Source organism: Sphingomonas sp. S-NIH.Pt3_0716 (assembly GCF_003950715.1).
GTDB classification, from domain to species: Bacteria; Pseudomonadota; Alphaproteobacteria; order Sphingomonadales; family Sphingomonadaceae; genus Sphingobium; species Sphingobium yanoikuyae_A.
The window spans coordinates 17031-42316 of sequence record NZ_QLJK01000029.1 but is presented as its reverse complement, the minus strand read 5'-3'; the positions used below and the strand labels follow the sequence as shown (position 1 = coordinate 42316).

Genomic DNA, 25286 nt, shown 5'->3' with positions numbered 1-25286 from the left:
CGCCTGATCAGAAGATGACCGTGACCAGCACCGTGTCCGAATAACTGCCGGGCGGGACATTCTGCCCGGCCGGGATACGGCCATAGACGGTCGTGGTTTGATCCAGACTCAATAGCGCAATGAAATTGCTGGTCACCGTCTGCGATCCGCCGGTCCCATCGCCCCAGACCTGATTGCGTGCATTGCTGGTGTAGAGATTATAGGCGAGCGTCGAGCCGCCACTGGTCAGGACGCGCGGCGCATAGGTGGACGATGTCCCCTTGCTCAACTGGATCGTGTAGCTGCCGCCCAGCGCGACCACCAGCGAGCAGCGCACGCGCACCGTTCCCGATGAATCATTATCCCCGCTGGCGACCGGGTTGTAATTGCCGAAGCTCAGGCCGCTTGCCGATACGGTGCAGGTGCACAGGGCCAGGGGATCGCACGCCGCCTGTGCGGGGGCCGCCATGATCAGGGCGGTCAGCGCGACCGCAACGGCGTAGAGGGCATGGCCAGTGCGCATCCTCATCCTCCTTATGGCACGCATGTCAGCGGCCCGATCACTGGTAGCATTTCGTCCGGCACGGCGTCGACCCGAACATGGCAGGGGCCGTGTGCCGTATCGACGGTCAGCATCATGCCGGGGTGAAGGCTGCGGATGAAGACGGCACCATCATTGCCGACGAAGGATCTTTCATCTTCCGCGGTGACGCTGGCGCCGATTTCCGCCGGCGCGCCGTCCGGCATGACGATGCGCAATGTCGCCGGATGCTCCCGGACCGCGACGAAACGTGCGCTGACGGCGCCCCGGTAGCGCGGCACCACCCTGATCTGGTCATTGGGCATCCGGATGTCGATCGGCACGTCCGCCGCCGCGATGCTGAGGCGATTGACTTCATAGGGGCGCAGGTCGGGAATGACGGCCATGCCACGGGCGTCTGTCCGCGCGACCAGTCGGTTTTCCTGATAGATGCGCACATCGGCCTGGCCGGGCACGCGCACCACGGCAAAGCCGCTTTCCACCCGGCGGGTCGGGAACAGCGCGTCATCGGCCAGCAACAGCCCGCCCTGGCCGGTGACACGCCAGCCGGTTTGTCCGCCGGCACGGTCCACCTGCGCGGTCATCTCCGCCGCATTGCCGCGCCACAGAATCTCGCCCTGTTGCTGCGCATTGCTGCCGGTCGAAATCGCCGCCCGATAGCCCCAGCCTCCGCTTTGGGGCGGGGTGCTGCGCATTTCCGCCCGCACGCCACCCCGATCGGCCTGGAGATAGGCGCTGCTGCGCGGGCCGAAGGGGATGGTCAGGTTGAAGCCGATGCTGTTTTCATGACCGCTTTCCGAAAAATGGCTGCGGATCGCGTAGGCGCTGACAAAGGCCTTGTCGCGCAGGGACAGGCTGTAATTGCCCGACAGGACACGGGCGGACTGGCTGTCGGCATAGGTCAGGCTGGTATAGGATGCGCCGATCGTGCCCATGGTGCCCAGGCTCCATCCGGCTGAGCCTTGCACCTGTTCCACGATCCGTTCGCTGTCGCGCTCCACGCCGATTTCGCGATAGCGGTTCGACGCCCGCTGGTAACTGAGAGCGACGTTCCAGGTCGGCGCGTTGCGGGCGAAGGCCGCCCGATACAACAGGCCCTCACCGGCCTGGCTCGTCGATCCCGCTGCGGCCAGGCTGATCTCGCCGATCGGAACGATGATCATGTTGACGCCGCCGCCGGCCATGGTGACGTCGGCGCTGGCTTCGGCCCGTCCCTCGATCGTCAGCCGGTCGGTCAGGCCGCGGCGATAGGTGCCGGCCAGGAAGGGATTGTCATAGCCGAAGCTGCGCAGCCCATAGCCGCGCCGTTCGGCTCCTGCCTCCATAGACCAGGACGCCAGGCCCGCGCGCAGCAGGCGGGAACTCACATAATAGCTGGACGTGACGCGCCGCTCCACACCCAGCGGATCGCGGATCACCAGCGTCACCTGGCCGGCACCCGTGACCAGCGGCACCTGATTGATGGAGAAGGGCCCCTGGCCGACGTCGGTCTGGAAGCGTTGGGTGCCGTTCACCAGCAGCTCCACGTTCGACGGCACGGCGGCGCTGCCGGCAAGGGACGGGGTCGGAAAGGTCAGGAGGCTTGGCTGCAGGGCGAACTCGGTGCCGAAGCGCACGCCGCCAAAGCGGATCTGCCGCGTCCAGTCGCGCGCATCCGTTACGCCATCGCCGATGACGAGGCGCGTCAGGTTGATCGGATCGTCACGCAGATAATAGCTGTCCAGCCGGGTCGCCCGGCCATAGACCGTGCCGTTGCCCAGCAGCATGCTGTTCGACACCACGCCCCAGTCATCGGACAGCCCCGCCTCCACGAAGGCGCCCAGGCGCGCCTTGCCGGCATATTCGGCAGAAATGTCATAGTTGAGGAAGGCGGCGAGCATATTGTCGCTGGGCGCGGCGACGGCGCTGGCCGGCGCAACGCTGGTCGCTTCGAAGGCTTCGGGCGCCACCGTCAGCAACAGGGCCTGGTTGGGCTCGTCGAAGGCGGCCGCGACGCCGCCGAGCGCGGATAGCGCGACAAAGGCGTCGCCATCGATCATCATTGCCGTGCCGGTCGGCGGGCGCATCCGCCAGGCGGCCAGATCCTTCACGCGCACCAGGAATGTGCCGGCGCGCTGCGCAAGCAGATAGTCGCCTGGCAACAGCCGGCCGTTGAGCGTTACCGAGGCCAGCATCATTGTGGGCGCCGTCGCGTCTGCCGTCGTCGCAATCGCGCCTGTCGTCGGCGCGCTGTCCTGCGCGCTGGCGATGCCGCAACTGGCCACGACGCAGGGCAGGACAAGAAGGGTGCTAGCGCGTCCCACCGGCATGGGATGCCGACTGGAGGACGAGCTCCGCGGTCAGGCTGCGCTGGCCGGTGGCCGCCTCCAGCGTCAGCTTCTCTCCGCCGCGCACCGGTCGTTGCATGTCGAACAGGAAGCTGCGTGTCGCGCCGGGAAGGATGTAGATCGATTCCTGCCTCGTCGCCAATGCGGTGCCGTCGGCCCGCTTCAGGTCAAGGCGATTGAGATGAACGTGCGCGCTGCCTTCATTGCGTGCGGTCAGCGTGAGCTGCCGGTCACTGGTGGCGGTCAGCTGCCACGCCAGGGATGCCTGCGCACCGGGCGCGGTCACGAAGATGGGGATGCTGACACGTAGCAATGTGCGGATCTCGCCAGCGGCGGTCGGGCGATCGGTCGGGATTTCCTCCAGGAAGACGCGATAGCTTTTCTCGGTCGGTGTGGCGGCCGTGCGCAGGCCGAAGCGCGCAATCTGCTGCCCGCCTGCGGCTATTTCGAACAGCGGCGGATTGGCCAGGATGTCGCGTGTTTCCTCGAACAGATCCTGCCCATTATCCTGCCGCCATGACACGACCCGCACCTGCATGCGGGCGGGGGCATCGCCGCTATTTTCGATCGTCATCGTCTCGACCGGGGTCTTGTCGTCAAGCGCGACCAGGACCGGATAGATTTTCAGCGTCGCGGCCCAGGCGGTGGTTGGCTGTGCTAGGGCGAGCAGGGCCGCTGCCGCGCGTCGTGCGAACATCTTGGGCATGGCCGCCTCGCTCCGGATCGATCAATAGACGACGTTGACGGTGATGGTGTCGCTATAGGAGCCGATCGGGACATTCTGGCCGGCCGTGATCCGGCCATAGACGGTCAGGGCATTGGTGCCGACCGGCGCCGTCGCGGCGGCGGTGTCGGTCGCAGGCGTGTTGCCCCAGTTGGTCGTGTGCGCCGAATCCTGATACAGCGCATAGCTCAGCAGATTGCTTCCGCTCGACATCTTGCGCGTGGTCACGGTTGCCCCCGATGCCGTGCCCGCGGTCAGGCCGACCGTGTAGGTGGTGCCGACCGTGCAGAGAACCGACAGGGTGGAGGTGGCGTCGGTCGGCCCGGTTGCGGTCGGGTCATAATTGCCGAACGCCAGCGCCGTCGCCGACACGACGCAGGCCTTGATCACGGTTGCGGTAACCGGGAAGGTCGTGGTGGTGGTGGCTGCCTGGGCCGTGCCTGCAAGACCCGTGAGCAGGGCCGTAGCTGCGAGGGATGCGGCCAGTTTGAAACGAAACATGTGTCCTCCAACACCTCAAGCTTTGATGGAGGGAGTATCGTCAATGTCGGTTAATAACGCGCTTTTGGGCAAAAGGCGGCTTTACCAATATTTTGCGTAAATCGCCTTCGTCGCAAGGCAAGGGGGCGGTCCCTCAGAACTCATAGGACAGGATGTCGTCCTGCCGGCTGTGATCCATATTGCCGCTGCGAAGGGAGGCGACTGTTCCGTTGTCGCTGGACGATTTCACCATGCGATAATGATATTGTCCGCAATTTCCAGCAGCCTGTTCGCTGGAAATGCGGCAGGGCTGCACGACCACCGCGCCGACCAGCAGCGAGCCATGCGCGGCTTGCTGCGCAGGCACAGCAGTGCCGATGGCCATCGATCCTGCAATCAGGAGGGTGCGGCCGGAATGGCGAAACATGCAAATAACCCCGTTCATCGCGCCCTCCTAACGGATCGAAGCGGCAACTGACAGCGATTCCTGACCGGCGGCCGAAGGGCAGACGATGCGTCGAATAGGGAATCTATGCATAGTCTATGAAGGGGGGGGACGCTGACGGCGGGGCGCCGTGGGGCGTCAAAGCGGCTCGGACCGGTCGATCCGGCCGCTGTCGAGCAGGGGCGCGGCGTCGATCGAATCTGCGTCCATCAGCATCGCCAGCCTTTCCGTCGCGGCGAGGATCATGGCCTGTTCCCAGGTGGGGAGGGCGTCGAAGCGATCGGTGAAGCGCTTCTGCAGCGGGTCGGGGGCGTCGGCCAGGGCGTCGCGGCCGGCGGGCAGCAGGGTCAGGTGAATCTGGCGCTTGTCGCGTTCGCCGCGCTGGCGCTGGACGAAGCCGAGCGCGACCAGCCGGTCGACGATCGCGGTGATCGTCGCCTGGCTGAATTGCAGCGCCTGCGCCACGGCGGACGGGGTGACGGACAGGCGCGTGTCGATTTCCCGCAGCACCAGCAATTGTGAGGGGGTGAGCCCGGTCGTCGTCGCCAGCTGACGGCTGCCGATTTCGGTCGCGCGCAGGACGCGGCGCAGCGCGCGCAGGGTCAGGGAGGCAATTTCGGAATCCATGGGAAGGCGCATAGCGCGAAGTCCCGCAAAGCGCCAACGGGGCCAAAAGTTCCTCATCCTATACTTCATCATATGAAATATAATTTCGGCTTCGGGGTTGAAGATGGCGCTGATGATCGGCATATAACCGCCCGTCTCGCCGGAGAATCTGCTTCTCCGAGTAAAATATAATTCGGGAGATGAACAATCTTCGATTCCCAAGCTACAGCGGCTGCTTCGCCGCCACGGGCTTCTGCGCGCTCTCGATCGGGCGAGGGGCAGGACATCGTCTTACGCAAGCCCGTCGCCACGGACGGGCCAGCCATCAGCGGATTGATCGCGGCCTGTCCGCCGCTTGATCCCAATTCGGCCTATTGCAACCTGCTGCAATGCACGGACTTTGCCGACAACTGCATCGTCGCCGAGCGCGGCGGTGCGGTGGTCGGCTGGGTATCGGGCTATCGCCCGCCGGCAGCGCCCGACAATCTTTTCGTGTGGCAGGTCGCGGTGTCGTCCGCCGCGCGTGGCCAGCGCCTTGCCGGGCGCATGATCGAGGCGCTGCTGGCCCGGCCCGCGCAGGCCGGCGTCACCCATCTGACGACGACCATCACCGACGATAATCGCGCCTCCTGGGCCCTGTTCCAGGGGCTGGCGCGGCGGTGGGGCGTTCGGATCGAAAAGACCGCCCGCTTTGAAGAACAGGCCCATTTTGCCGGCGCCCACGCCACCGAATGGCAGGCGCGCATCGGCCCGCTGCCGACCCCGGCACAGAGTTGAGAGAGATTGAAACCATGACCGTCACGACCCAGCCCAAACCCACCAGCACCATGCCCGACACGGCCATTTATGAGCGGCGCGAGTCCGCCGTGCGCAGCTATGCCCGCGCCATGCCGCGTCAGTTCAACCGTGCGGAAGGCGTGTGGATGCACGACAATCAGGGCGGCCGCTATCTCGATTTCCTGTCGGGTTGCTCCACGCTCAATTATGGCCACAATCACCCGGTCCTGAAGGCCGCGCTGGTCGACTATATCGCCGGCGACGGCATCACCCATGGCCTCGACCTGCACACCGATGCCAAGGCCGACTTCCTTGCCACGCTGGAGGATGTGATCCTGCGTCCCCGCGGGCTTGATTATCGCGCCATGTTCACCGGGCCGACCGGCACCAATGCGGTCGAGGCCGCGATCAAGCTGGCGCGCAAGATCACCGGTCGCGAACTGGTGATCGCCTTCACCAACGGCTTTCACGGCATGACGCTGGGCGCGCTCGCCTGCACCGGCAATGCCGCCAAGCGCGGCGGCGCGGGCGTGCCGCTGAGCCATGTCGCCCATGAACCCTATGACGGCTATCATGGTCCCAATGTCGATACCGCCGACCTACTGGAACGGCGCCTGTCCGATCCGTCGAGCGGCCTCGACGCGCCGGCCGCCATCCTGGTGGAAACGGTGCAGGGGGAAGGCGGCCTCAATGCCGCCTCGCCGCAATGGCTGCGCCGGATCGCCGAGATCGCCAGGCGCCATGGCGCGCTGATGATCGTCGACGACATCCAGGCCGGCTGTGGCCGCACCGGCAATTTCTTCAGCTTCGAAGGCATGGGCTTCACCCCCGACATCGTCACCATGGCGAAGTCGCTGTCGGGCATGGGCCTGCCCTTCGCGCTCACCCTGTTCCGTCCGGAACTGGATCAATGGGCGCCGGGTGAACATAATGGCACCTTCCGAGGCAATAACCATGCCTTCGTCACCGCCACCGCCGCGCTGCGCCATTTCTGGGGCGATGCGCAGTTCGAACAGGATATCGCCCGTCGCGGCGCGCTGCTGGAACGGCGGCTGGACGCGATGGCGGCCGAACATGGCCTGTCGACGCGCGGCCGCGGCATGATGCGCGGCATCGACGTCGGATCGGGCGAAGTCGCTCAGACCATCACCGCCGCCTGCTTTGCGCAGGGGCTCATCATCGAAACCAGCGGCGCGCATGACGAGATCGTCAAGATACTGGCGCCCCTCGTGATCGAGGACGCCGTGCTGTCGGCCGGGCTCGACATTCTCGAGGAGAGCATCCGGTCCGCGCTGACCGTCACCTATGGCGTCGCCGCAGAATAAGAGGAGATTTCAGACATGATCGTTCGCAAGCTTCAGGACATCCGCAAGTCCGACCGCAATGTGAAGTCCAAGGGCTGGGAAAGCGCCCGCCTTCTGCTGAAGGACGACAATATGGGCTTTTCCTTCCACGTCACCACCATGTACGCGGGCGAGGAACTGCACATGCACTACCAGAACCATCTGGAGGCGGTGCTGGTGCTCAAGGGCACCGGCACGATCGAGGATCTGGGCACCGGCATCACCCATCAGCTGGCGCCCGGCGTCATGTATGCGCTCAATGCCCATGACCAGCATATCGTGCGGCCGGAAACCGATATATTGTGCGCCTGCACCTTCAATCCGCCGGTCACCGGTAAGGAAGTGCATGACGAGAATGGCGCCTATCCCGCCGATATCAGCGCCGCGCGCGAGCCTGCGCTGGCCGACTGATGCGTGACGCTCCAGCATTTTCAAAGCAGATGGCCACATCTGCTGACTCGGAAAATGCGGACAACAACGAAAATTGGAGCTTGATCCGATTCAGTATGAACGGATCAAGCTCTGGCTTGGGGCCTGCCCGAGCCAGCCACGCCTTTATTACCTTAGATTGAAAAAGGGGGAGTCCCATGAAAGACCTCTACCCGTCCCGCCATGCCGACATGGCGGAATTCCTGCCGCGCCACGATCCGGTCGTCCATGCCGACTGGAGCGCCGGCGCGCCGATTAGCCGCGACCAAGCCGATGCCTTCGACCGCGACGGCTATCTGGTGCTGGAAGACATTTTCTCCGACGCGGAAGTCGCCTTCCTCCAGCACGAGGCCCGCAAGCTGCTGGCTGATCCCGATGCGCTGGAAGCCGAAACGGTGATCACCGAACCGGGCGGCAAGGAAGTCCGTTCCATCTTCCGCATCCATGCCCAGAGCCGGGTGATCGAGCGGCTGGCGGCGGACAGCCGCCTGGCTGGCGTGGCCCGCTTCCTGCTGGGTGACGATGTCTATATCCACCAGTCGCGGCTCAACTATAAGCCCGGTTTCCAGGGCAAGGAATTCTACTGGCACAGCGATTTCGAGACCTGGCATGTGGAGGATGGCATGCCGCGCATGCGCGCACTGTCCATGTCCGTGCTGCTGGCGGAAAATACGCCGCATAACGGCCCGCTGATGCTGATCCCCGGATCGCATCGCCAGTATCTGACCTGCGTCGGCGAGACGCCCGAGGACCATTATCGCCAGTCGCTCAAGCGCCAGGAATATGGCGTTCCCGACGAGGACAGCCTGGCCGAACTGGCGCACGATCATGGCATTGTCGCGCCGACCGGCAAGCCCGGATCGGTGGTGATCTTCGACTGCAACATCATGCACGGGTCGAACGGCAACATCACGCCTTTCCCGCGCGCCAATGCCTTTCTGGTCTATAATGCGGTGTCCAACCGGCTGGAGGCGCCCTTTGGTGTCGACCGGCCGCGCCCTGCCTTCATCGCCGCGCGCGGCGAACCGCCGGTCATCACGCCCATCACCGGCCCCCTGATGGAAGAGGCGCTGGCATGAGCAATCCCCATAGCGTCGAGAAGATCGGCGGCACATCCATGGCCGCGACCGCGACATTGTTCGACAATGTGCTGATTGCCGGCCGCAAGGGCGCGGACCTTTACAACCGCATCTTCGTCGTGTCGGCCTATGCCGGCATGACCGACCTGCTGCTGGAGCACAAGAAAAGCGGCGAACCGGGTGTCTATGCCCGCTTCGTGGCGGACGAGGATGCGGACGGCTGGCGCCAGGCGATGGAGGCGGTGCGCCGCGCCATGCAGGAGCGCAATGCGACGATGTTCGTCCGCGCCGACCGGCTGGCGGAGGCCAATGCCTTTGTCGACATGCGGATCGATGCGGTCGCCGCCTGCCTTGACGATCTGGCGCGGCTGCGCAGCCATGGTCGCTTCTGCGTCAAGGAACAGCTGGTGACGGTGCGCGAACTGCTGGCGGGTCTCGGCGAAGCGCATAGCGCGCATTCGACCGCGCTGCTGCTGCGCGACCGGGGCGTCAATGCGCAGTTTGTCGACCTGACCCTGTGGGACCAGCAGGACATGCGCGAGCTGGACGACCGGATCGGCCAGGCGTTCGCGCCGATCGATCTGGCAACCACCCTGCCGATCGTCACCGGCTATGCCGGATGCAGCGAGGGCATGGTGCGCCTCTATGCCCGTGGCTATTCGGAAATGACCTTTTCGCGCATTGCCGTACTGACCAAGGCGCGCGAGGCGATCATCCACAAGGAGTTCCACCTGTCGAGTGCGGACCCGCGCCTGGTCGGCACGGACAAGGCGCGCAAGATCGGCCGCACCAACTATGACGTGGCGGACCAGCTTGCCAATCTGGGGATGGAGGCGATCCATCCCGGCGCCGGCCGGGGGCTGCGCCAGACCGACATTCCACTGCGGGTGCGCAACACATTCGACCGGGAAGATGGCGGGACGCTGATCTGCGGCGCCTATGTCTCCGACACGCCGCGCGTCGAGATCGTCACTGGCGTGCGCCAAGCGCAGGCGCTTCAGTTCTTCGAGCAGGATATGGTCGGCGTGAAAGGCTATGACGCGGCGATATTGGATGCGCTGGCCCGCCATGGCGCCTGGATCGTCAGCAAGGCGTCCAACGCCAACACCATCACCCATTATCTGTCCGCCGATGCGGCGACGGTGAAGCGGGTGATCGCGGATTTGCAGGCGCGCTATCCCGACGCTGCCATATCGGCCCAGCCGGTGGCGATCGTGTCGGTCATCGGCAGCGACATCGCGCGGCCGGGGCTGGTGCCCGATGCCCTTCGAGCGCTGGCCGATGCCCATGTGCCGATCGTCGCGATGCAGCACCAGATCCGCAATGTCGACGTCCAGTTCATCGTCGATGTCGATCATTATGAAACCGCCGTGGGGGCGCTGCACCGCGCCTTGGTGGAGGACGGGGCGGAACCGGCGGAGGATCGGCGCGCGGCCTGATCCGCCTCCGGTCATCCCCCATGTTCGCCGCGATCCACCCCGTCCGCAGCCTGCTGCTCGCCATCTTCATGTTGATGGCGGGCAGCGGCTTCCTGTCCACGCTGATCGGCCTGCGGCTGGAGCGGGCAGGGGCGGGCACGATGGCGATCGGTGCGGTCGCCACCGCCTATTTCGGTGGACTTGTGGTGGGTGCGTTGCGCGCCGGGGCGATCGTGCGACAGGTGGGGCATATCCGCGCCTTCGCCGCCTTCGTCTCGCTGCTGTCGGCCAGCACATTGGCCTATGCACTCGTCCAATATCCGCTCTTCTGGGCCTGCCTGCGCCTGATCGACGGCATCTGCGTGGCGGGCGTGTTCATCTGTCTGGAAAGCTGGCTCAACGACCGGGCGGAGGCGGAAACGCGCGGCAGCGTGCTCGCCGCCTATATGGTCGCGCTTTATTCAGGGCAGGCGGTCGGGCAATTGCTGCTGGGCGCCAGCGGTGCGTTGCCGGCGGTGCCATTCCAGATCGCCTCCATTCTCATTTCCCTGGCCATCATCCCGCTCTGCCTGACGCGCAGCAGCGCGCCCGCGCCGGTCGATGCCCAAGCCTTCACCATCCGCGCCCTTTATGCCGCCTCGCCGCTCGGCACGGTCGGCTCGGTTGCGACCGGGCTGATGCTGGGCGCCTTCTATGGCATGGCGGCGGTGCATGTGCGCCGGCTGGGGCTGGATCTTGGCGCGACCGCCAGTTTCATGATGATCGTCATCCTGGGCGGCGTCGCGCTGCAATGGCCGTTGGGGCGCCTGTCGGACCGGCTCGACCGGCGCCGGGTGATCGTCGGCTGCTTTGCCGCGACGCTGGCTGTCTGCACGGCGCTGGCGATGCTGGTGTCGGGCGGCCCGCTGCTGCTGGCGCTTGGCGCCCTGTTCGGCGGCCTCAGTTTCGCCCTCTATCCGCTCTGCGTCGCCCACTGCAACGACCGGCTGCTGGCGACCGAGCGGGTCGCGGCGAGCGGGCGGCTGGTGCTGCTCTATTCGGTCGGCGCGGCGATCGGTCCGCTCGGCGCTGCGCTGCTGATGAGCCTGGCGCCGACGAGCGGCCTCTTTCTCTTCATTGCCCTGTGTGCCGGCGCGACGCTGGCCTTCGGCCTCTGGCGCCAGACGGCGACGCCGCCCGTGCCGGTGCCCGACCAGCAGGACTTCCAGATCGTGCCGCGCACCACGCCGGTGGCCTCGCTGCTCGATCCCAATACCGTAGACGGACAGACTGAATGACCGCTTCCGCCGTTCCTGCCAGCCCTGCTGTCCCGGTGCAGGCCGACAAGGCCACCCTGCGCCGGGCCATCGCCGCGTCGGCGCTGGGCAATGCCACCGAATGGTTCGACTATGGCATCTATGCCTATGGCGTGACCTATATTTCCGCCGCGCTCTTTCCCGGCGCGGTGGACGATGCCATTCTGTTCGCGCTGGCGACCTTTGCCATTTCCTTCCTCGTCCGGCCATTGGGTGGCCTGTTCTGGGGACCGCTGGGCGACCGGCTGGGGCGCAAGTCGGTGCTGGCGCTGACCATATTGCTGATGTCGGGCGCGACGCTGGCCGTCGGCCTCATCCCCGCTTATGCGCAGATCGGCTGGGCGGCGCCCGCGCTGCTCATCATCTTGCGCATGGTGCAGGGCTTTTCCACTGGCGGAGAATATGGCGGGGCCGCGACCTTCATGGCCGAATATGCGCCCGACGCCCGACGCGGCTTCTATGGTAGCTTCCTGGAGTTCGGCACGCTCGCCGGCTTCTCCTTCGGTGCGGCGCTGATGCTGGGTTTTTCGTTGCTGCTGGGGGACGCGGTCATGCATGCCTGGGGCTGGCGCATTCCCTTCCTGGTGGCCGCGCCCATGGGCCTCATTGGCATGTATCTGCGGTCGCGGATGGAGGACACGCCGGTCTTCCGCGAGCAGGCGGCCGAAGGCAGCGGATCGCCGTCCCTTTCCCGGCTGCTGCGTGATCATAAGCGGCCGATGCTGGTCGTGGGCGGGCTGGTCGTGGCGCTCAACGTCGTCAATTATACGCTGCTCAGCTACATGCCGACCTATTTGCAGCGCCGCATCGGCCTGTCCCCGGACGAGGCTCTGGTGGTGCCGATCATCGGCATGCTCTTCATGATGCTCTTCCTGCCGATCGCCGGCCATATGTCCGATCGGATCGGGCGGCGGCCGATGTGGCGGCTGTCGCTCATTGGCCTGCTGGTCGCGGTGGTGCCGCTCTACATGCTTATGGCGACGGGCCTGGTCGGCGCGATCATCGGCTTCGTCCTGCTCGGCCTGCTCTATGTGCCGCAACTGGCGACGATTTCGGCGACCTTCCCGGCGCTGTTCCCCACCGCCGCGCGCTTCGCCGGCTTCGCGATCGCCTATAATCTGTCGACCTCGCTGTTCGGCGGCACGGCGCCGGCGATCGGCAGCGCGCTGATCGGCGTGACCGGCAATGAACTCATGCCGGCCTTCTACATGATGGCGGCCTGCATCATCGGCCTGATAGCGCTCCGCTTCATGCCGGAAACGGCAGGCCGGTCGCTCCGCGACGATCCGTTCGGACGGGAGCGTCCCGCATGATCAGCCAGCTCTATATCGCGTCGGACAGCCTCCAGATCCTGACCCGCGGCTATGTCGACAATGTCTGGTTGCAGGCCGTGACGGGATTGCTGCTGCTTGGCGCATTCGCCTGGGCGGCCAACTGGGTGGCCAAGCGTATCGTCCTGACCCTGCTGCTGCGACTGATCGATCATCTGCCGTTCCGGGTCGAGGCCGCGCATATTGGTGCCGTCGTTGCGCGCCTGTCCAACATCGTGCCGGCGCTTATCATCCAGTCGGGCGTCGCCGCTGTCCCGCATCTGCCGGTCAGGCTCGCCGGCTTCATCGCCAGCCTGAGCACCGCCTTCATCATCCTGACGCTGGCCATCGCCTTGAGCGGCCTGCTAACGCTCGGCAACGACCTGTATCAGCGCCGCCCCGATGCCGCGAACCGGCCGATCAAGGGATATGTCCAGGTGGCCAAGCTGCTGGTCTATGGCGCGGCGAGCATCCTGATGATCGCGGCGCTGATGGACCAGTCGCCCTTGCTGCTATTGTCGGGGCTGGGGGCGATGGCGGCCGTGCTGATGCTGGTGTTCAAGGACACGATCCTGTCGCTGGTCGCATCCGTCCAGATCGGCTCCAACGACATGATCCGGGTGGGCGACTGGATCGAGATGCCGCAGCTCGACGCCAATGGCGACGTGATCGACATCGCGCTGCACACGGTGAAGGTCCAGAATTTCGATCGCACCATCACCACCATCCCGACGCACAGGCTGATCAGCGAGAGTTTTCGCAACTGGCGCGGGATGCAGGAATCGGGCGGCCGCCGGATCATGCGGGCATTGGTGATCGACCAGAACAGCGTCGGCTTTCTCGATGAGGCAGGGCTGGAGGCGGTCGCGCGCTTCGGCCTGCTCCGGACCTATCTGCACGACAAGCAGGATGATCTCGCGCGCTGGAATGGGGACCATGCGGCAGACAACAGGCTGGATGGCCGGCGGCTGACCAATATCGGCACCTTTCGCGCCTATGTGCTGGCCTATCTGCGCGCGCATCCCAATATCCGGCCCGACCAGACCCTGCTGGTGCGCCAACTGGCGCCCAGCGAACATGGACTGCCGCTGGAAATCTACGCCTTCGCCAACACCATTGTCTGGGCCGAATATGAAGGCATACAGGCCGATATTTTCGACCATCTGATCGCGATCCTGCCCGAATTCGGGCTGCGCCTGTTCCAGCGGCCTGCGGGAAGCGATCTGGGGCAGCTCATGTCGGGCACCCGGATATGGAACGGGCAGGGCGCGCTCGAAGCGCGAGCGCTGTGTCAGGTGGGGTGAACGGCGCGGGTTGTTCCGTTCGGTCTGCTGCCGGATACTGCAATATCTGGTATGAGAAATAGTTTTTCTCGTTCACAGCATGCCGGCATCGCTCGATGCATTGCCGATCAGCAGCAGCATTTTCGAACGTGCATCCTCACCGTCTCCTCGCATGATCGCGTCGAAAACGGCGTCATGGTCGGGCATCGGATCGCGCGACTCCTGGCGCTCATCGCGCGCAAAGCGCGTGGTCCAGGCAACTACCGCCGTGACCGATGTCGCGAGCGTGATGAGGGATTCATTGCGGGTTGCGAGCAAGATCTGGCGGTGAAAATTCTGGTCGGCTGCGCGTCCCTCCATCGTCTGGAGTCCGCAGCGCCGCATTTCCTCGAGCGCATGACCCATGCGTGAAATGTCCTGCGTATCACGGCGCAGCGCTGCAAACTGGGCCGCGGCCGGCTCCACTACGATACGCAATTCGAAGATGTCGCGGAGAAACTCGGGCGTGGGTCCGGCTTCGAACATCCATGCAAGAACGTCCAGGTCCAGCATGTTCCAGCGAAGCCGGTCGTTGATGCGCGTGCCGCTCTTCGTCCGGCTATGGACCAGCCCCTTGGCTGACAGGACGCGGACCGCCTCACGATAGGCGGTCCGCGAGATGCCCTGTTCGGCGCTATAGCGCTCCTCGCCTGGCAATATGTCTCCCGGCTGATAGCGGCCGCCCACGATGGCGATGCCCAGGTCATGCGCGATCCTGTCGTGCACGGCGCGCTGGGGCTGGCTGGCGGGGCGGGACAGTGGGTGCTCATCTGCTTGCGTCATAGGTTCTCGTCCGATTTGCGGCTGCGATCGTCAAGCCAGATCCGACATTTGCCAGAACTGGTATGAGGAAAAGTGGAGAATTTTCGACATGTCCCTATTACTCCGTCAAAATATCGCTTGAAACCACCTTTAATTCGCATAATCTAGTATGAGAAATAAAAATGACTCGGAGGGATTGCTGTGATGAAAGGCGCTATGAAGCTGTCCATCTCATTGGTCGCGTTGCTGGCGGCGCAAGAGGCCGTGGCACAGGGTGATGCGGAGGCGAGCGGGACGGGCGTGAGCGATGTCGACATCATCGTCACCGGCATGCGAGCCAGCCTTTCGTCGGCACAAAACATCAAGCGTAATGCGCAGCAGTTGGTGGATTCTGTCGTTGCCGAGGATATCGGCAAGCTACCCGACAACAATGTGGTCGAGGCGCTTCAGCGCGTGCCCGGCATCCAGGTTTCGCCCCGCGCGCGCGGCGAATCCGCGACCGTGCTGATCCGTGGCCTTCCCGACGTCGTGACATTGGTCAACGGCCGCAACATTTTCAGTACCACCGGCCGTTCCCTGTCGCTGGCCGATGTGCCGGCAGACCTGGTTGCCGGCGTCGACGTCTACAAATCGCGTTCCGCCGATCAACTGGAAGGCGGCATTGCCGGGCTCATCAACGTGCGCACCCGCCGGCCCTTCGACTTCAAGGGGCTGGAAGTCGCGCTGGCCGGACGCGAAGTCTATAGCGAGCAGCCCGATACGATCGATCCCTATGCCAGCGCGCTCATCAGCAATCGCTGGTCGACCGGCATCGGCGAGATTGGCGCATTGGTGAGCGTCTCCTACCACAAGACCCGCTATCGCGACTTCACGGTCTATAGCGGCGGATATTTCGGCTATAATCTCGACAATAGCCGCGCGCCCTACACCCCGGGCGTCCCGCTCGACCCGCGCGGTAACGGCGCAAATGACCCTGCCGTGTTTCGGACCGACGTTATCGGTGCCTTCGACCGCATCGGTACCCGGACCCGCCCGGCCGTCAATGCCACGCTGCAATGGGCGCCGGATGATCGCCTGACCATTCATGCCGACGGCCTTTTCTACGGCTATCGCGAACGCGGCAACGGCAATCAGAATTTCACGTCGATGAACGGCACATTGCGCTCGCCGCTCGCATTCGTGGGCGATACCAAGCTGGTAGAATCGCTCAGCATCAGCGGCGGGCGTGTCGCCAATTTCGGCACGGCCTACCGAAACAAGGCGGATCGCTGGCAAGGGGCGATCGGTGCGGATTGGGAGGCCAACGACTGGAAGGCCGCGACGGAACTGTCCTACACAAGGTCTGAGGCCACCGATGTCGGCAATAATCTGGACGTCGACTTCATCGCGTCCCGCACCGATGCCGTCTTCAATGATGGATCGGGCACCCCCTATTTCTCCCTGCCCAATGACGACATTGCCGATCCGGACCGCTATTATCTGTCTCGCCTGTCCACCACGCGCACGATCGGCGACGGCAGGGAATGGGCCTGGCGGGGCGATCTCTCCTACCGCGCGCCTTTCCTGATCTTTTCCGGGCTGGATACGGGCCTTCGGCTCAGCCAGCGCGATGCGCAGTCGGACAGTTTCACCCAGACCGTGAATTGCGGTCCGGCGGTTTCGGTCAAATGCTATGCTGTCAAGGCGGCCAGCCTGCCGGGGCTGATGACGGTGACACCTGGCGGATTCGATACGGGAACCGGCAAGTTCGTGGAGCAATGGGCAACGCCGGGCACCGACTATCTGCTGAACAATATCGGATCGCTGCGGCAATTATTCGGTCTCGCGCCCGGCGATCCGGCTTTCCAGGATACCCAGCATTTCGACATCAAGGAGAAAAACCAGGCTGGCTATGGCCAGGCCAATATCGAGGTCGGACAACTGGACGGGCAGGTCGGCGTGCGCGTGATCCGCACCGACATCACATCCAATGCCTTCCTGGTTCTGCGCGGCGCCACCTCACCCGTCACGATCCGGAACAAGAGCACGGATGTGTTGCCCAGCCTGGCGCTGCGCTACAAGCTGAAGGACAATCTCTTCCTGCGCTTCGCTGCCAGCAAGACGATCACGCGCCCGAGCTTCGCACAGCTCAATCCGGCGCTCACTTTGACGCCACCGGTACCCGGTCAGCAACCGTTCGGCCGTGGCACCAGCGGCAACGCCGATCTGAAACCGATCCGTTCCGACAATTACGACCTGTCGCTCGAATGGTATATCGACCGCTCCAGCTCGATCACCGCGACCATCTTCCGTCGCGACGTCAAGGGCTTCATCCAGTCGGTCACCAGCAATTTCGACATCGATTATCTGGGCCTGGACAATGGCGTCTATCAGATCACCCGCCCGGAAAATTCCGGTTCGGGCCGGCTTCAGGGGATCGAGGGCGGCTTCACCTTTTTCCCCAAGGGATTGCCGCAATGGCTGGACGGCATCGGCATCAGTGCCAACGGCACCTATATCGATGGCAAAAACAAGGCGCTCTCGCCGTTGCCCGGCGTCACCGGCTATATGGACATCCCCTTCCAGAATGTGTCCAAATATTCCGGTACCGCCACCTTCATCTATGAAAAGGGCGGCTTTTCCGGTCGAGCCTCCTATGTCTGGCGCGACAAATATAATGCCGGTCTGCATTTTACCGGGGTCAATCCCAACTTCATCACGAATGGCGCGATCAGCAATCTCGACCTGTCTTTGTCCTATGAGATCAATCCTCAGTTCACGGTCGTGTTCGACGCGACCAACATTCTGAAAAATCTCTATCAAACCTCGTTCAACGACCCCAATCTCTATCCGCGCGACACGGTTCTCTACACGCGCACCTTCGCCCTTGGTTTCCGGGCAAAGCTTTGAACAAGCCCATATCGAGAGGATGTTCCATGACCATTTCCCGAGTGATCACGTCCCTGTCGGTGCTGCTCGCGCTGCCGCAACTGGCCCATGCCCAGACAGCGCCGGCCCGGCAGGTCGCGATCAGCGTGGACGCGGCCAAGCCAGCAGGCAAGCTGCCGCCCGTCTGGCGCTTCTTCGGCGCAGACGAGCCCAATTATGCGACCATGAAGGACGGCCGGAAATTGCTGGTCGAACTGGGCGAACTGAAGAAGGGCGAGGTCTATTTCCGTGCCCATAACCTGTTGAGCAGCGGGGATGGCACGGCCGCCTTCAAATGGGGCAGCAGCAACGCCTATACCGAAACCAGGGACGGCAAGCCGGTCTATGACTGGAAAGTCGTGGACGGCATCATCGACACCTATCTGGCACGCGGCGTCCGACCTTATCTCCAGATCGGTTTCATGCCCGAAGCCATGTCTTCCGCGCCGGCGGGCACGCCCTATCAGCATAGCTGGCGGCCCGGGTTCGATTACAAGCTGATCGCGACTGGCTGGACCTATCCCCCCAAGGATTACGAGAAATGGGCGGAACTGGTCTATCAGTGGACGCTGCACAATATCGAGAAATACGGCAAGGCCGAGGTCGAGAAATGGTATTTCGAGGTCTGGAACGAGCCGAACTCGCCCTTCTACTGGACCGCTTCGCCAGAGGAATTCTACAAGCTGCATGACTATGCGATCAGCGCGGTGCGCCGCGCGCTGCCAACCGCGCGGGTCGGTGGTCCGGACGTTGCGGGCGCTGGCGGCGCTTTCATGGACGGCTTCCTGAAGCATGTGTCGTCCGGCAAGAATTATGTGACCGGCCAGACCGGGACGCCCACCGACTTCCTGTCCTTCCATGCCAAGGGCCGGCCGGAATTTGTCGATGGCCATGTCCGCATGGGGATCGCGACCCATTTGCGGGAAGCGGATCGCGGCTTTACCAAAGTGCTGTCGATCCCGTCGCTGGCCGGGAAGCCGGTGGTGATCGGCGAAAGCGATCCCGAAGGCTGCGCGGCCTGTCCGGGACCGCAAAACGACTATCGCAATGGCACCATGTATTCGAGCTACACCGCCGCCAGCTTCGCGCGCATCTGGGAATTGGCGGAACGGAGAAAGGTCAATCTGGAAGGTGTCCTGTCCTGGTCGTTCGAGTTCGAGGATCAGCCCTGGTTCGCAGGTTATCGCCAGCTCTCGACCAATGGCGTCGACTTGCCGGTTCTCAATGTCTTCCGCATGTTTGCGCAGCTTGGCGAAACGAAGCTCTCAACCGTCAACAGCGCGCAGATCCCGCTCGATCAGGCGATGACGAAGGGCATCCAGGGTGATGCCGATATTGGGTCGATCGCCACCCGCACAGCGGACGGCAAGGTCGCCTTGCTACTCTGGCATTATCATGACGATGATGTCGCTGGGCCGGATGCGCAGCTGAAGATCGGCTTGAAGGGACTGAAGGCTGCGCCGTCCTCGGCGACGCTGTGGCGAGTGGATGGCGATCATGCCAATGCCTTTGCCGCCTGGAAGAAGATGGGCTCGCCCCAGTCGCCCGATCAGGATCAATATGCGCAGTTGGAGGCCGCGTCGGTCATGAAGGCGGAGACGGTCGCTGTCGCCGGCCCACGTGGCGCGGCCAGCATCGATCTTGCGCTTCCGCGCCAGGGTGTCGCCCTGCTGATCCTGGACGCGCAATAGGATGGCCGTTGTGGCCGCATCGGAGCCGTACCGGGAACGCTGGGCGATTGCGGCGATGATCACCGTCGCCATCGCCATCTCCTACCTTGATCGCCAGACGCTTCCCTGGGCGATCAAATATATCGAAGCCGACATCCCCATCGGCAACCAGACCAAGGCCGTTCTCGATTCCGCCTTCCTCGCCACCTACGGCCTCATGTATCTGGGTGGCGGCTGGCTGCTGGATCGAGTGGGAACGCGGCGCGGCTTTCTGGCGATCATGATCTTCTGGTCGCTGGCCTGCGCCAGCCATGGCGTGGCGGGCGGCATCGCCGCGCTGGTGGTCAGCCGGCTGCTGCTCGGCATAGGGGAGGGCGGGGGCTTCCCCGCCGCCACCCGCGCCATTGCCGAATGGTTTCCGCCTGAACGCCGCGCGGCCGCCATGGGCCTCGTCAATGCCGGGACGGCAGTGGGCGCCGTCGTCGCACCGCCCTTGATCGCGGGCATTCTAGCCTACGGGCACTGGTTCGATCTGGCGAGCTGGCGGTGGGTTTTCTTCATCACCGGCGGGTTCGGCCTCGCCTGGGCGCTCTGGTGGTTCCTGACCTATCGCACGCCCGCCGGGGACGTCGTCTCCGCAGGCGAGGACGCCGGACTGGCGCCGACCGTGGCCATGCTCCTTGCCCGCCGTGAAGTGCGTGGCCTTGTCGGCGCCAAGTTCCTGAGCGACGGCGCCTGGTATTTCTACCTCTTCTGGCTGCCCAAATATCTGTTCGAGGCGCATGGCTTCGACCTGAAACAGGCGGCGACCATCGGCTGGATTCCCTATGCGGCATCGGGTGTCGGCAGTCTGTGCGGTGGCTGGCTCTCCAGCCGCCTTCTTTCCGCCGGCCGTTCGGTCGATGCCGCCCGCAAGATCGCTCTGGGCCTGAGCGCCGCCTGCATGCCCTGGGTCATGCTGGCGCCCGCGACTGCCTCGGTCGCAGCGGTCATTGGCATCTTCAGCCTCGCCTTCTTCGGGCAGCAAAGCTGGTCGACCCTCGTCATGACCCTGCCGACCGACCTTGCGCCGCGCAGCGCCCTGGGACGTCTTGCCGGGCTGGTCGGCCTTGGTGGCGCCTTTGGTGGCATCGTCATGGGTCAGGCGGCTGGCTGGGCACTCGACGCCGGGCTTGGCTACGCGCCGGTGCTGACCGTTGCTGCCACCCTGCACCTGATCGCCTTTGCGCTGATCTGCCGCTCGATTCCTCGCATTTCGCCTCTCAGCTTCACTCGAAAGGTCGTCCCTTGAAAATCACCGAAATCCGCACCCGCGTCGTCCAGTGGGAAGGCGAAACCGTGCCGCTGCCGCCGCACTTCTGCACCAATCCCATGGATATGGTGTCGCCAATGCTGTCGCCCGAAACCATGGGCACCTTCACCTTCCATGGCTGGCTGATTGTCGAAATCTTCACCGACCAGGGGCTGGTCGGGATCGGCAATGCCGCGCTCGCGCCGTTCGTGACCAAGCAACTGATCGACCAGTATCTTGCCCCCTTGTTGATCGGCCAGGATCCGTGGGACAGCGAGTTTCTGTGGCAGCATATGTATCGCAAGACCATGGCGTTCGGGCGCAAGGGCGTGGCGCTGGTTGCGATTTCCGCGCTCGACATCGCGATCTGGGATCTGATGGGTAAGGCGGCGAAACAGCCCGTCTTCCGCCTGCTGGGCGGCCGGACCAAGGCAAAGATTCCGGTCTATGCGAGCCGCCTCTACTCGATCCCGCTCGACGAACTGGCGCAGGAAGCCGCCGCCTACAAGGCGCAGGGCTACAAGGCGATGAAGCTGCGTTTCGGCTGGGGGCCGATCGACGGGGCGGAGGGCATGGCACGCAATGTCGAACTGATCCGCACCGTGCGCGAAACGGTGGGTGACGAAATCGACATCATGGCGGACGCCTATATGGGCTGGAGCCTCGACTATGCGAAGCGCATGATGCGCCTCATCGAACCCTTCAACCTGCGCTGGCTGGAGGAGGCGATCATCCCCGACGATATCAACGGCTATCATGAACTGCGCCGGTTCGGCACGACGCCGATCGCGGCGGGCGAGCATGAATTTACCAGCTATGGCTTCCGCCAGATGATCGAGGCGAAATCGCTCGACTATTTCCAGTTCGACACCAACCGCGTCGGCGGCATCACCGCCGCGCGAAAGATACAGGCGCTGGCAGAAGCCTATTCCATCCCCGTCGTCCCCCATGCCGGCCAGATGCACAATTATCATGTGGTGATGGCGAGCCTCAACAGCCCCATCGCCGAATATTTCCCGATGGTCGATGTGGAGGTGGGCAACGAGCTCTTCTGGTACATCTTCAAGGGCGAGCCCCAGGCGGTCGATGGCCATATCGATCTCGACGATAATCTCCCGGGTCTGGGGCTCGAAATCGACGAAGCTGCACTCTCGCGTTTCAAGGTGATCGGATGATGAAGATTGCAATATTGGGGCTGGGCATCATGGGGGGGGGGCATGGCGCGCCAGTTGCTGGCGGCCGGCTTCGACCTGACTATGTGGAACCGCAGCGCAGGCAAGGCCGAGGCGTTGCGCGCGGCTGGCGGACGCGTGGCCGCGACGCCGGCGGATGCGGTGCAACATGCCGACATCGTCATCGCCATGCTGGCCAATGACGATGTGTCGAAAACCGTTTGGACCGGCGAGGATGGCGCACTTGCCGCCATGAAGGCCGGCGCGATCGCGATCGAATCCAGCACCCTGACCGGCGACTGGGTATTCGACCTTGCCCGCCAAGCGGTCGCCCGAGGCGTGCGCTTCCTGGAAGCGCCGGTGACCGGCAGCCGGGATCAGGCGGCACAGGGTACGCTCCGCTTCCTCGTCGGCGGTGACGCGGAGGCGATCGAACTCGCTCGCCCAGCCTTCGATGCCATGGGCGGGGCGCTTGTCCATCTCGGACCTGTCGGCAGCGCCGCTACGGTCAAGCTTGCCAATAATTACCTGTGCGGCGTGCAGGCGGCCAGCCTGGCCGAAGCCATCGCCCTGTTCGAGAAACATGGACTGGACATCGAGCAGGCCATGTCCATCCTCTTTGACGGTGCCCCCGCCAGTCCGATGGTGAAGGGCGTGGGCCGTCGGATGCTCGATCGCGATTATGCCCCGCATTTCGTGGTCCCGTTGATGGCAAAGGATCTGGGCTATGCGGCGCAGGCGCTGGCTGATGTAGGGATTGTTTCCGCCATTGCGCAGGCCGCACGGCAGCGCTTCATCGACGCGGATCTGGTTGGCGAAGGTGACCGCGACATCGCCGCGATCGTGGAGCCGCTCAGAAAGGCGTGAGACGCGCAGGATTGGGAGAGGGGTAATGAAGAAGCGTTTGTTGGTGTCCATCGCGCTGCTTGCAGCGACGATCCTGACGTCCGGTGGACAGGTGACGGCGCAGGAAACCGCGATGCCCGCCGCGACCGTTACGCTGCATGCAGACAAGCCTGGAGCGAGGGTCGATCGTCGGATCTTCAGCCAATTTGCCGAACATCTGGGTTATGGCATTTATGGCGGTATCTGGGTCGGGCCGGAATCGAAAATTCCGAACACGCGCGGCTATCGCAATGATGTCGTCGCGGCGCTCAAGGCATTGTCGGTGCCCCTGGTCCGCTGGCCGGGAGGCTGCTTTGCCGACGAATATCATTGGCGCGAGGGGGTCGGCCCGCGCGGCAAGCGTCCGGTCAAGATCAACACCCATTGGGGCCGCGTTGCTGAACCCAACAGCTTTGGCACGCACGAGTTCATGGATTTCGCCGAACTGATCGGTGCGGAAGCCTATGTGTCGGGCAATGTCGGTAATGGATCGCCGGCGGAAATGGCGGAGTGGGTGGAATATATGACCGCACCGGCCGGTACGCTGGCGCAGGAGCGCGCCAAGAACGGCCGCAAGGAGCCTTGGAAACTTCCCATGTTCGGCATCGGGAACGAGCTATGGGGGTGCGGCGGCAACATGCGCGCCGAATATGCGGCTGACATCACACGCCGTTACGCAACTTTCGTGAAGGCGCCATATGGCGTGAAAATCCTCAAGATCGCCAGCGGGGCAAACAGCCGCGACTATGATTGGACCGATGTGATGATGCGCGTTGCAGGCAAGTCGATCGATGGCATCGGCCTGCATTATTACACCCATCCCATGCGCGGCAAGGTGAAGGGATCGGCGACCCAATTCACCGAAACGGACTATGCCCGCACGCTTGCCAGCACCCTGGTCATGGAGGAACTGCTGGAAAAGCATGGCGCGATCATGGACAAATATGATCCCGAAAAGCGCGTCAACCTGGCGGTGGACGAATGGGGCATCTGGACCGATGTTGAACCCGGCACCAATCCCGGATTCCTCTATCAGCAGAATAGTATGCGCGATGCGATCATCGCCGCGCTCAACATCAACCTGTTCGCCCGCCATGCCGACCGGGTGCGCATGACCAACATCGCCCAGATGGTGAATGTGCTCCAGGCCATGATCCTGACCCGCGACGACAAGATGGTGCTGACGCCCACCTATCATGTGTTCGACATGTACAAGCCCTTCCAGGATGCGACCTTCCTGCCCTTGGAATTGGCATCCCCCTGGTACAGCAGGGATCAATGGGCGATGCCTGCGCTCAGCGCAGCGGCGGTGCGCGACAGCGCAGGCATTGTGCATATCGCCCTTACCAACACCGACCCCAATCGACCGATGACAGTGACCGCGAAACTGGAGGGGGTAACCGCCTCTATGGTCGAGGGGCGTATCCTGACCGCGCCGAGTGTCCAGTCGCACAATGATTTCGGATCGCCCGATGTGGTGAGGCCTGTCCCGTTCAGTGGCGCGACCCTCTCGCAAGGCGCTCTGACCGTGACATTGCCCGAGCACAGTGTGGTGATGCTCACGCTGGGGCAGGTCACGCGCAATTGATGTCGCCGTGTCCTTTGCGATTATTGCTTATTTATCAAAAATTCACTGATTGTATTGGTGGAGTGGTGGAATTAATAGCCGAGAAAAAATCGGTTAAAATCAAATATAATATTTCAGATATATTCAACTGCAGTCACGACAATTTATACGTAAATCTCTGACAGTCATAAAATTAAAATGTTTTAAAGTTCTGAATTTATCTTTCTGTAATGCTCATGAGGTGCGTAAAAATATTTGAAGTCTGTCATATTTTTCTGTCGATGGGATCTTTATTTTTGGCGTCTCCGCCTCTGGCGGACCACGCCCTATGGCGCCCTGGCGCCTTCGAGACGGCTTTGCCTAACTCGTCCCATATAGGTCGGTCGCTGACGCATTGCAGCCTTTTGGGCTGCTGGCTGCTGCCAGCGCGGCTGCACCGGCTCCTTCTCTTGCGTTGCGGCCCTGCGGGTGCAGCCCGCCTTATGGGCACGGGCCTGCCGTGCGGCTCCTTGCCGCCCATCCCCGCCATTCCGGCGGCCGGTGCTGGAGAGGCAGGAGAAAAGACATGGGTACGGGTAATGGATCGCTCTATGACGATGTGACGCAGCATATCATCGCACAGCTGGAAGAGGGACGGCTGCCATGGGTGCAGCCCTGGGACACGAGCCTCACTGTCACGGGGCTTCTCCGCAATGCGGCAACGGGCCGCTGCTATTCAGGCATCAATATCCTGATCCTGTTGGACCGTCTGTCGAGCGGGGCTATGGCGCGCAGCGCTGGATCGCCTATCGGCAGGCGCAGGCGCTGGGCGGCAATGTCCGCAAGGGCGAGGTAGGGACCAGCGTCTGCTATGCCGACCGTTTCACGCCGAAGGATGAGCAGGAGAAGGCGGCGAGGGCCAAGAAACTTGGCGACTTCCAGAGAAATCTGTTGATCCACCATGGATGAAACGGGATG

General features: G+C 63.5%; 23 protein-coding genes. 16 read left to right on the top strand and 7 right to left on the bottom strand.

Annotated features, from left to right (window positions below; all coding sequences use genetic code 11):
* Nucleotides 1–7: 7 nt before the first annotated feature.
* The 6 genes from BRX37_RS20470 to BRX37_RS20445 form a co-directional block, all read right to left on the bottom strand.
* Nucleotides 8–502, bottom strand: coding sequence for a Csu type fimbrial protein (locus BRX37_RS20470; RefSeq protein ID WP_125989137.1), 495 nt, complete (start codon nucleotides 500–502; stop codon nucleotides 8–10).
* A gap of 11 nt (nucleotides 503–513) precedes the next feature.
* Nucleotides 514–2823 (bottom strand): fimbria/pilus outer membrane usher protein, encoded by a 2310-nt coding sequence (locus tag BRX37_RS20465; protein WP_318276811.1) that lies wholly within the window; start codon nucleotides 2821–2823, stop codon nucleotides 514–516.
* Nucleotides 2810–3553, bottom strand: coding sequence for a fimbrial biogenesis chaperone (locus BRX37_RS20460; RefSeq protein ID WP_125989133.1), 744 nt, complete (start codon nucleotides 3551–3553; stop codon nucleotides 2810–2812). The genes BRX37_RS20465 and BRX37_RS20460 overlap by 14 nt, the downstream gene beginning before the upstream one ends.
* Nucleotides 3554–3574: 21 nt before the next feature.
* Nucleotides 3575–4072 carry a Csu type fimbrial protein gene (locus BRX37_RS20455; RefSeq protein ID WP_125989130.1) on the bottom strand — a complete coding sequence of 166 codons (498 nt, stop codon included), beginning with the start codon at nucleotides 4070–4072 and terminating at the stop codon, nucleotides 3575–3577.
* 133 nt (nucleotides 4073–4205) lie between these two features.
* Complete coding sequence (locus BRX37_RS20450; RefSeq protein ID WP_125989128.1) at nucleotides 4206–4478, bottom strand: hypothetical protein; 273 nt, start codon at nucleotides 4476–4478, stop codon at nucleotides 4206–4208.
* A 156-nt stretch (nucleotides 4479–4634) separates the two neighbouring features.
* Nucleotides 4635–5123, bottom strand: coding sequence for a MarR family winged helix-turn-helix transcriptional regulator (locus BRX37_RS20445; protein WP_169861750.1), 489 nt, complete (start codon nucleotides 5121–5123; stop codon nucleotides 4635–4637).
* A gap of 264 nt (nucleotides 5124–5387) precedes the next feature.
* On the opposite strand from BRX37_RS20445, the gene ectA reads away from it, so the two are divergent.
* The 8 genes from ectA (at nucleotide 5388) to BRX37_RS20405 (ending at nucleotide 14057) form a co-directional block, all read left to right on the top strand.
* On the top strand, nucleotides 5388–5879 hold the full coding sequence (ectA, locus tag BRX37_RS20440) for a diaminobutyrate acetyltransferase (protein ID WP_125989124.1): 492 nt from the start codon (nucleotides 5388–5390) through the stop codon (nucleotides 5877–5879).
* A 14-nt stretch (nucleotides 5880–5893) separates the two neighbouring features.
* On the top strand, nucleotides 5894–7204 hold the full coding sequence (gene ectB, locus BRX37_RS20435; protein WP_125989122.1) for a diaminobutyrate--2-oxoglutarate transaminase: 1311 nt from the start codon (nucleotides 5894–5896) through the stop codon (nucleotides 7202–7204).
* A 15-nt stretch (nucleotides 7205–7219) separates the two neighbouring features.
* Nucleotides 7220–7633 carry an ectoine synthase gene (locus tag BRX37_RS20430; RefSeq protein WP_004208301.1) on the top strand — a complete coding sequence of 138 codons (414 nt, stop codon included), beginning with the start codon at nucleotides 7220–7222 and terminating at the stop codon, nucleotides 7631–7633.
* 176 nt (nucleotides 7634–7809) lie between these two features.
* The gene (gene thpD, locus BRX37_RS20425) at nucleotides 7810–8730 is read left to right on the top strand and encodes an ectoine hydroxylase (RefSeq protein WP_125989120.1); all 921 of its coding nucleotides are present in this window, start codon (nucleotides 7810–7812) and stop codon (nucleotides 8728–8730) included.
* Nucleotides 8727–10169 carry an aspartate kinase gene (locus BRX37_RS20420; protein ID WP_125989118.1) on the top strand — a complete coding sequence of 481 codons (1443 nt, stop codon included), beginning with the start codon at nucleotides 8727–8729 and terminating at the stop codon, nucleotides 10167–10169. The genes thpD and BRX37_RS20420 overlap by 4 nt, the downstream gene beginning before the upstream one ends.
* Nucleotides 10170–10189: 20 nt before the next feature.
* Entirely contained in the window at nucleotides 10190–11425 is a 1236-nt protein-coding gene (locus tag BRX37_RS20415) for an MFS transporter (protein WP_097384403.1), read from the top strand.
* Nucleotides 11422–12756 carry an MFS transporter gene (locus BRX37_RS20410; RefSeq protein ID WP_125989116.1) on the top strand — a complete coding sequence of 445 codons (1335 nt, stop codon included), beginning with the start codon at nucleotides 11422–11424 and terminating at the stop codon, nucleotides 12754–12756. Before BRX37_RS20415 ends, BRX37_RS20410 begins: the two co-directional genes overlap by 4 nt.
* Entirely contained in the window at nucleotides 12753–14057 is a 1305-nt protein-coding gene (locus BRX37_RS20405) for a mechanosensitive ion channel family protein (RefSeq protein ID WP_125989114.1), read from the top strand. Before BRX37_RS20410 ends, BRX37_RS20405 begins: the two co-directional genes overlap by 4 nt.
* Nucleotides 14058–14129: 72 nt before the next feature.
* On the opposite strand, the gene BRX37_RS20400 is transcribed toward BRX37_RS20405, so the two are convergent.
* Complete coding sequence (locus BRX37_RS20400) at nucleotides 14130–14858, bottom strand: FadR/GntR family transcriptional regulator (protein WP_017498927.1); 729 nt, start codon at nucleotides 14856–14858, stop codon at nucleotides 14130–14132.
* Between the two features lie 195 nt (nucleotides 14859–15053).
* On the opposite strand from BRX37_RS20400, the gene BRX37_RS20395 reads away from it, so the two are divergent.
* The 8 genes from BRX37_RS20395 (at nucleotide 15054) to BRX37_RS27660 (ending at nucleotide 25277) form a co-directional block, all read left to right on the top strand.
* The gene (locus BRX37_RS20395) at nucleotides 15054–17726 is read left to right on the top strand and encodes a TonB-dependent receptor (RefSeq protein WP_125989159.1); all 2673 of its coding nucleotides are present in this window, start codon (nucleotides 15054–15056) and stop codon (nucleotides 17724–17726) included.
* Nucleotides 17727–17752: 26 nt separating this feature from the next.
* Nucleotides 17753–19435 carry a GH39 family glycosyl hydrolase gene (locus tag BRX37_RS20390; protein ID WP_125989112.1) on the top strand — a complete coding sequence of 561 codons (1683 nt, stop codon included), beginning with the start codon at nucleotides 17753–17755 and terminating at the stop codon, nucleotides 19433–19435.
* A gap of 55 nt (nucleotides 19436–19490) precedes the next feature.
* A complete protein-coding gene (locus BRX37_RS20385) occupies nucleotides 19491–20705 on the top strand; it encodes an MFS transporter (RefSeq protein WP_125989157.1) in 1215 nt (404 codons plus the stop codon).
* Nucleotides 20702–21880 carry an L-rhamnonate dehydratase gene (locus tag BRX37_RS20380; protein WP_017498931.1) on the top strand — a complete coding sequence of 393 codons (1179 nt, stop codon included), beginning with the start codon at nucleotides 20702–20704 and terminating at the stop codon, nucleotides 21878–21880. Before BRX37_RS20385 ends, BRX37_RS20380 begins: the two co-directional genes overlap by 4 nt.
* Nucleotides 21881–21922: 42 nt before the next feature.
* Complete coding sequence (locus tag BRX37_RS20375; protein ID WP_048938501.1) at nucleotides 21923–22744, top strand: NAD(P)-dependent oxidoreductase; 822 nt, start codon at nucleotides 21923–21925, stop codon at nucleotides 22742–22744.
* 25 nt (nucleotides 22745–22769) lie between these two features.
* Nucleotides 22770–24350: an alpha-N-arabinofuranosidase gene (locus BRX37_RS20370; RefSeq protein WP_125989110.1), complete on the top strand. Its 1581-nt coding sequence runs from the start codon at nucleotides 22770–22772 to the stop codon at nucleotides 24348–24350.
* A 544-nt stretch (nucleotides 24351–24894) separates the two neighbouring features.
* Nucleotides 24895–25164: an ArdC-like ssDNA-binding domain-containing protein gene (locus BRX37_RS20365; RefSeq protein WP_412457941.1), complete on the top strand. Its 270-nt coding sequence runs from the start codon at nucleotides 24895–24897 to the stop codon at nucleotides 25162–25164.
* The gene (locus BRX37_RS27660) at nucleotides 25110–25277 is read left to right on the top strand and encodes an ArdC-like ssDNA-binding domain-containing protein (protein WP_419248230.1); all 168 of its coding nucleotides are present in this window, start codon (nucleotides 25110–25112) and stop codon (nucleotides 25275–25277) included. The genes BRX37_RS20365 and BRX37_RS27660 overlap by 55 nt, the downstream gene beginning before the upstream one ends.
* The last annotated feature ends 9 nt before the right edge of the window (nucleotides 25278–25286 follow it).

Excerpts from the sequence above, each read along its gene's own strand:
- BRX37_RS20400 (WP_017498927.1), bottom strand. The coding sequence starts at position 14,858 with ATGACGCAAGCAGATGAGCACCCACTGTCCCGCCCCGCCAGCCAGCCC.
- BRX37_RS20455 (WP_125989130.1), bottom strand. The coding sequence starts at position 4,072 with ATGTTTCGTTTCAAACTGGCCGCATCCCTCGCAGCTACGGCCCTGCTC.
- ectB (WP_125989122.1), top strand. The coding sequence starts at position 5,894 with ATGACCGTCACGACCCAGCCCAAACCCACCAGCACCATGCCCGACACG.
- BRX37_RS20450 (WP_125989128.1), bottom strand. The coding sequence starts at position 4,478 with ATGTTTCGCCATTCCGGCCGCACCCTCCTGATTGCAGGATCGATGGCC.
- BRX37_RS20470 (WP_125989137.1), bottom strand. The coding sequence starts at position 502 with ATGCGCACTGGCCATGCCCTCTACGCCGTTGCGGTCGCGCTGACCGCC.
- BRX37_RS20385 (WP_125989157.1), top strand. The coding sequence starts at position 19,491 with ATGATCACCGTCGCCATCGCCATCTCCTACCTTGATCGCCAGACGCTT.
- BRX37_RS20405 (WP_125989114.1), top strand. The coding sequence starts at position 12,753 with ATGATCAGCCAGCTCTATATCGCGTCGGACAGCCTCCAGATCCTGACC.
- BRX37_RS20420 (WP_125989118.1), top strand. The coding sequence starts at position 8,727 with ATGAGCAATCCCCATAGCGTCGAGAAGATCGGCGGCACATCCATGGCC.
- BRX37_RS20365 (WP_412457941.1), top strand. The coding sequence starts at position 24,895 with ATGGGTACGGGTAATGGATCGCTCTATGACGATGTGACGCAGCATATC.
- BRX37_RS20430 (WP_004208301.1), top strand. The coding sequence starts at position 7,220 with ATGATCGTTCGCAAGCTTCAGGACATCCGCAAGTCCGACCGCAATGTG.
- BRX37_RS20410 (WP_125989116.1), top strand. The coding sequence starts at position 11,422 with ATGACCGCTTCCGCCGTTCCTGCCAGCCCTGCTGTCCCGGTGCAGGCC.
- BRX37_RS20370 (WP_125989110.1), top strand. The coding sequence starts at position 22,770 with ATGAAGAAGCGTTTGTTGGTGTCCATCGCGCTGCTTGCAGCGACGATC.
- BRX37_RS20375 (WP_048938501.1), top strand. The coding sequence starts at position 21,923 with ATGGCGCGCCAGTTGCTGGCGGCCGGCTTCGACCTGACTATGTGGAAC.
- BRX37_RS20395 (WP_125989159.1), top strand. The coding sequence starts at position 15,054 with ATGAAGCTGTCCATCTCATTGGTCGCGTTGCTGGCGGCGCAAGAGGCC.
- BRX37_RS20415 (WP_097384403.1), top strand. The coding sequence starts at position 10,190 with ATGTTCGCCGCGATCCACCCCGTCCGCAGCCTGCTGCTCGCCATCTTC.
- thpD (WP_125989120.1), top strand. The coding sequence starts at position 7,810 with ATGAAAGACCTCTACCCGTCCCGCCATGCCGACATGGCGGAATTCCTG.
- BRX37_RS20445 (WP_169861750.1), bottom strand. The coding sequence starts at position 5,123 with ATGGATTCCGAAATTGCCTCCCTGACCCTGCGCGCGCTGCGCCGCGTC.
- BRX37_RS20460 (WP_125989133.1), bottom strand. The coding sequence starts at position 3,553 with ATGCCCAAGATGTTCGCACGACGCGCGGCAGCGGCCCTGCTCGCCCTA.
- BRX37_RS20390 (WP_125989112.1), top strand. The coding sequence starts at position 17,753 with ATGACCATTTCCCGAGTGATCACGTCCCTGTCGGTGCTGCTCGCGCTG.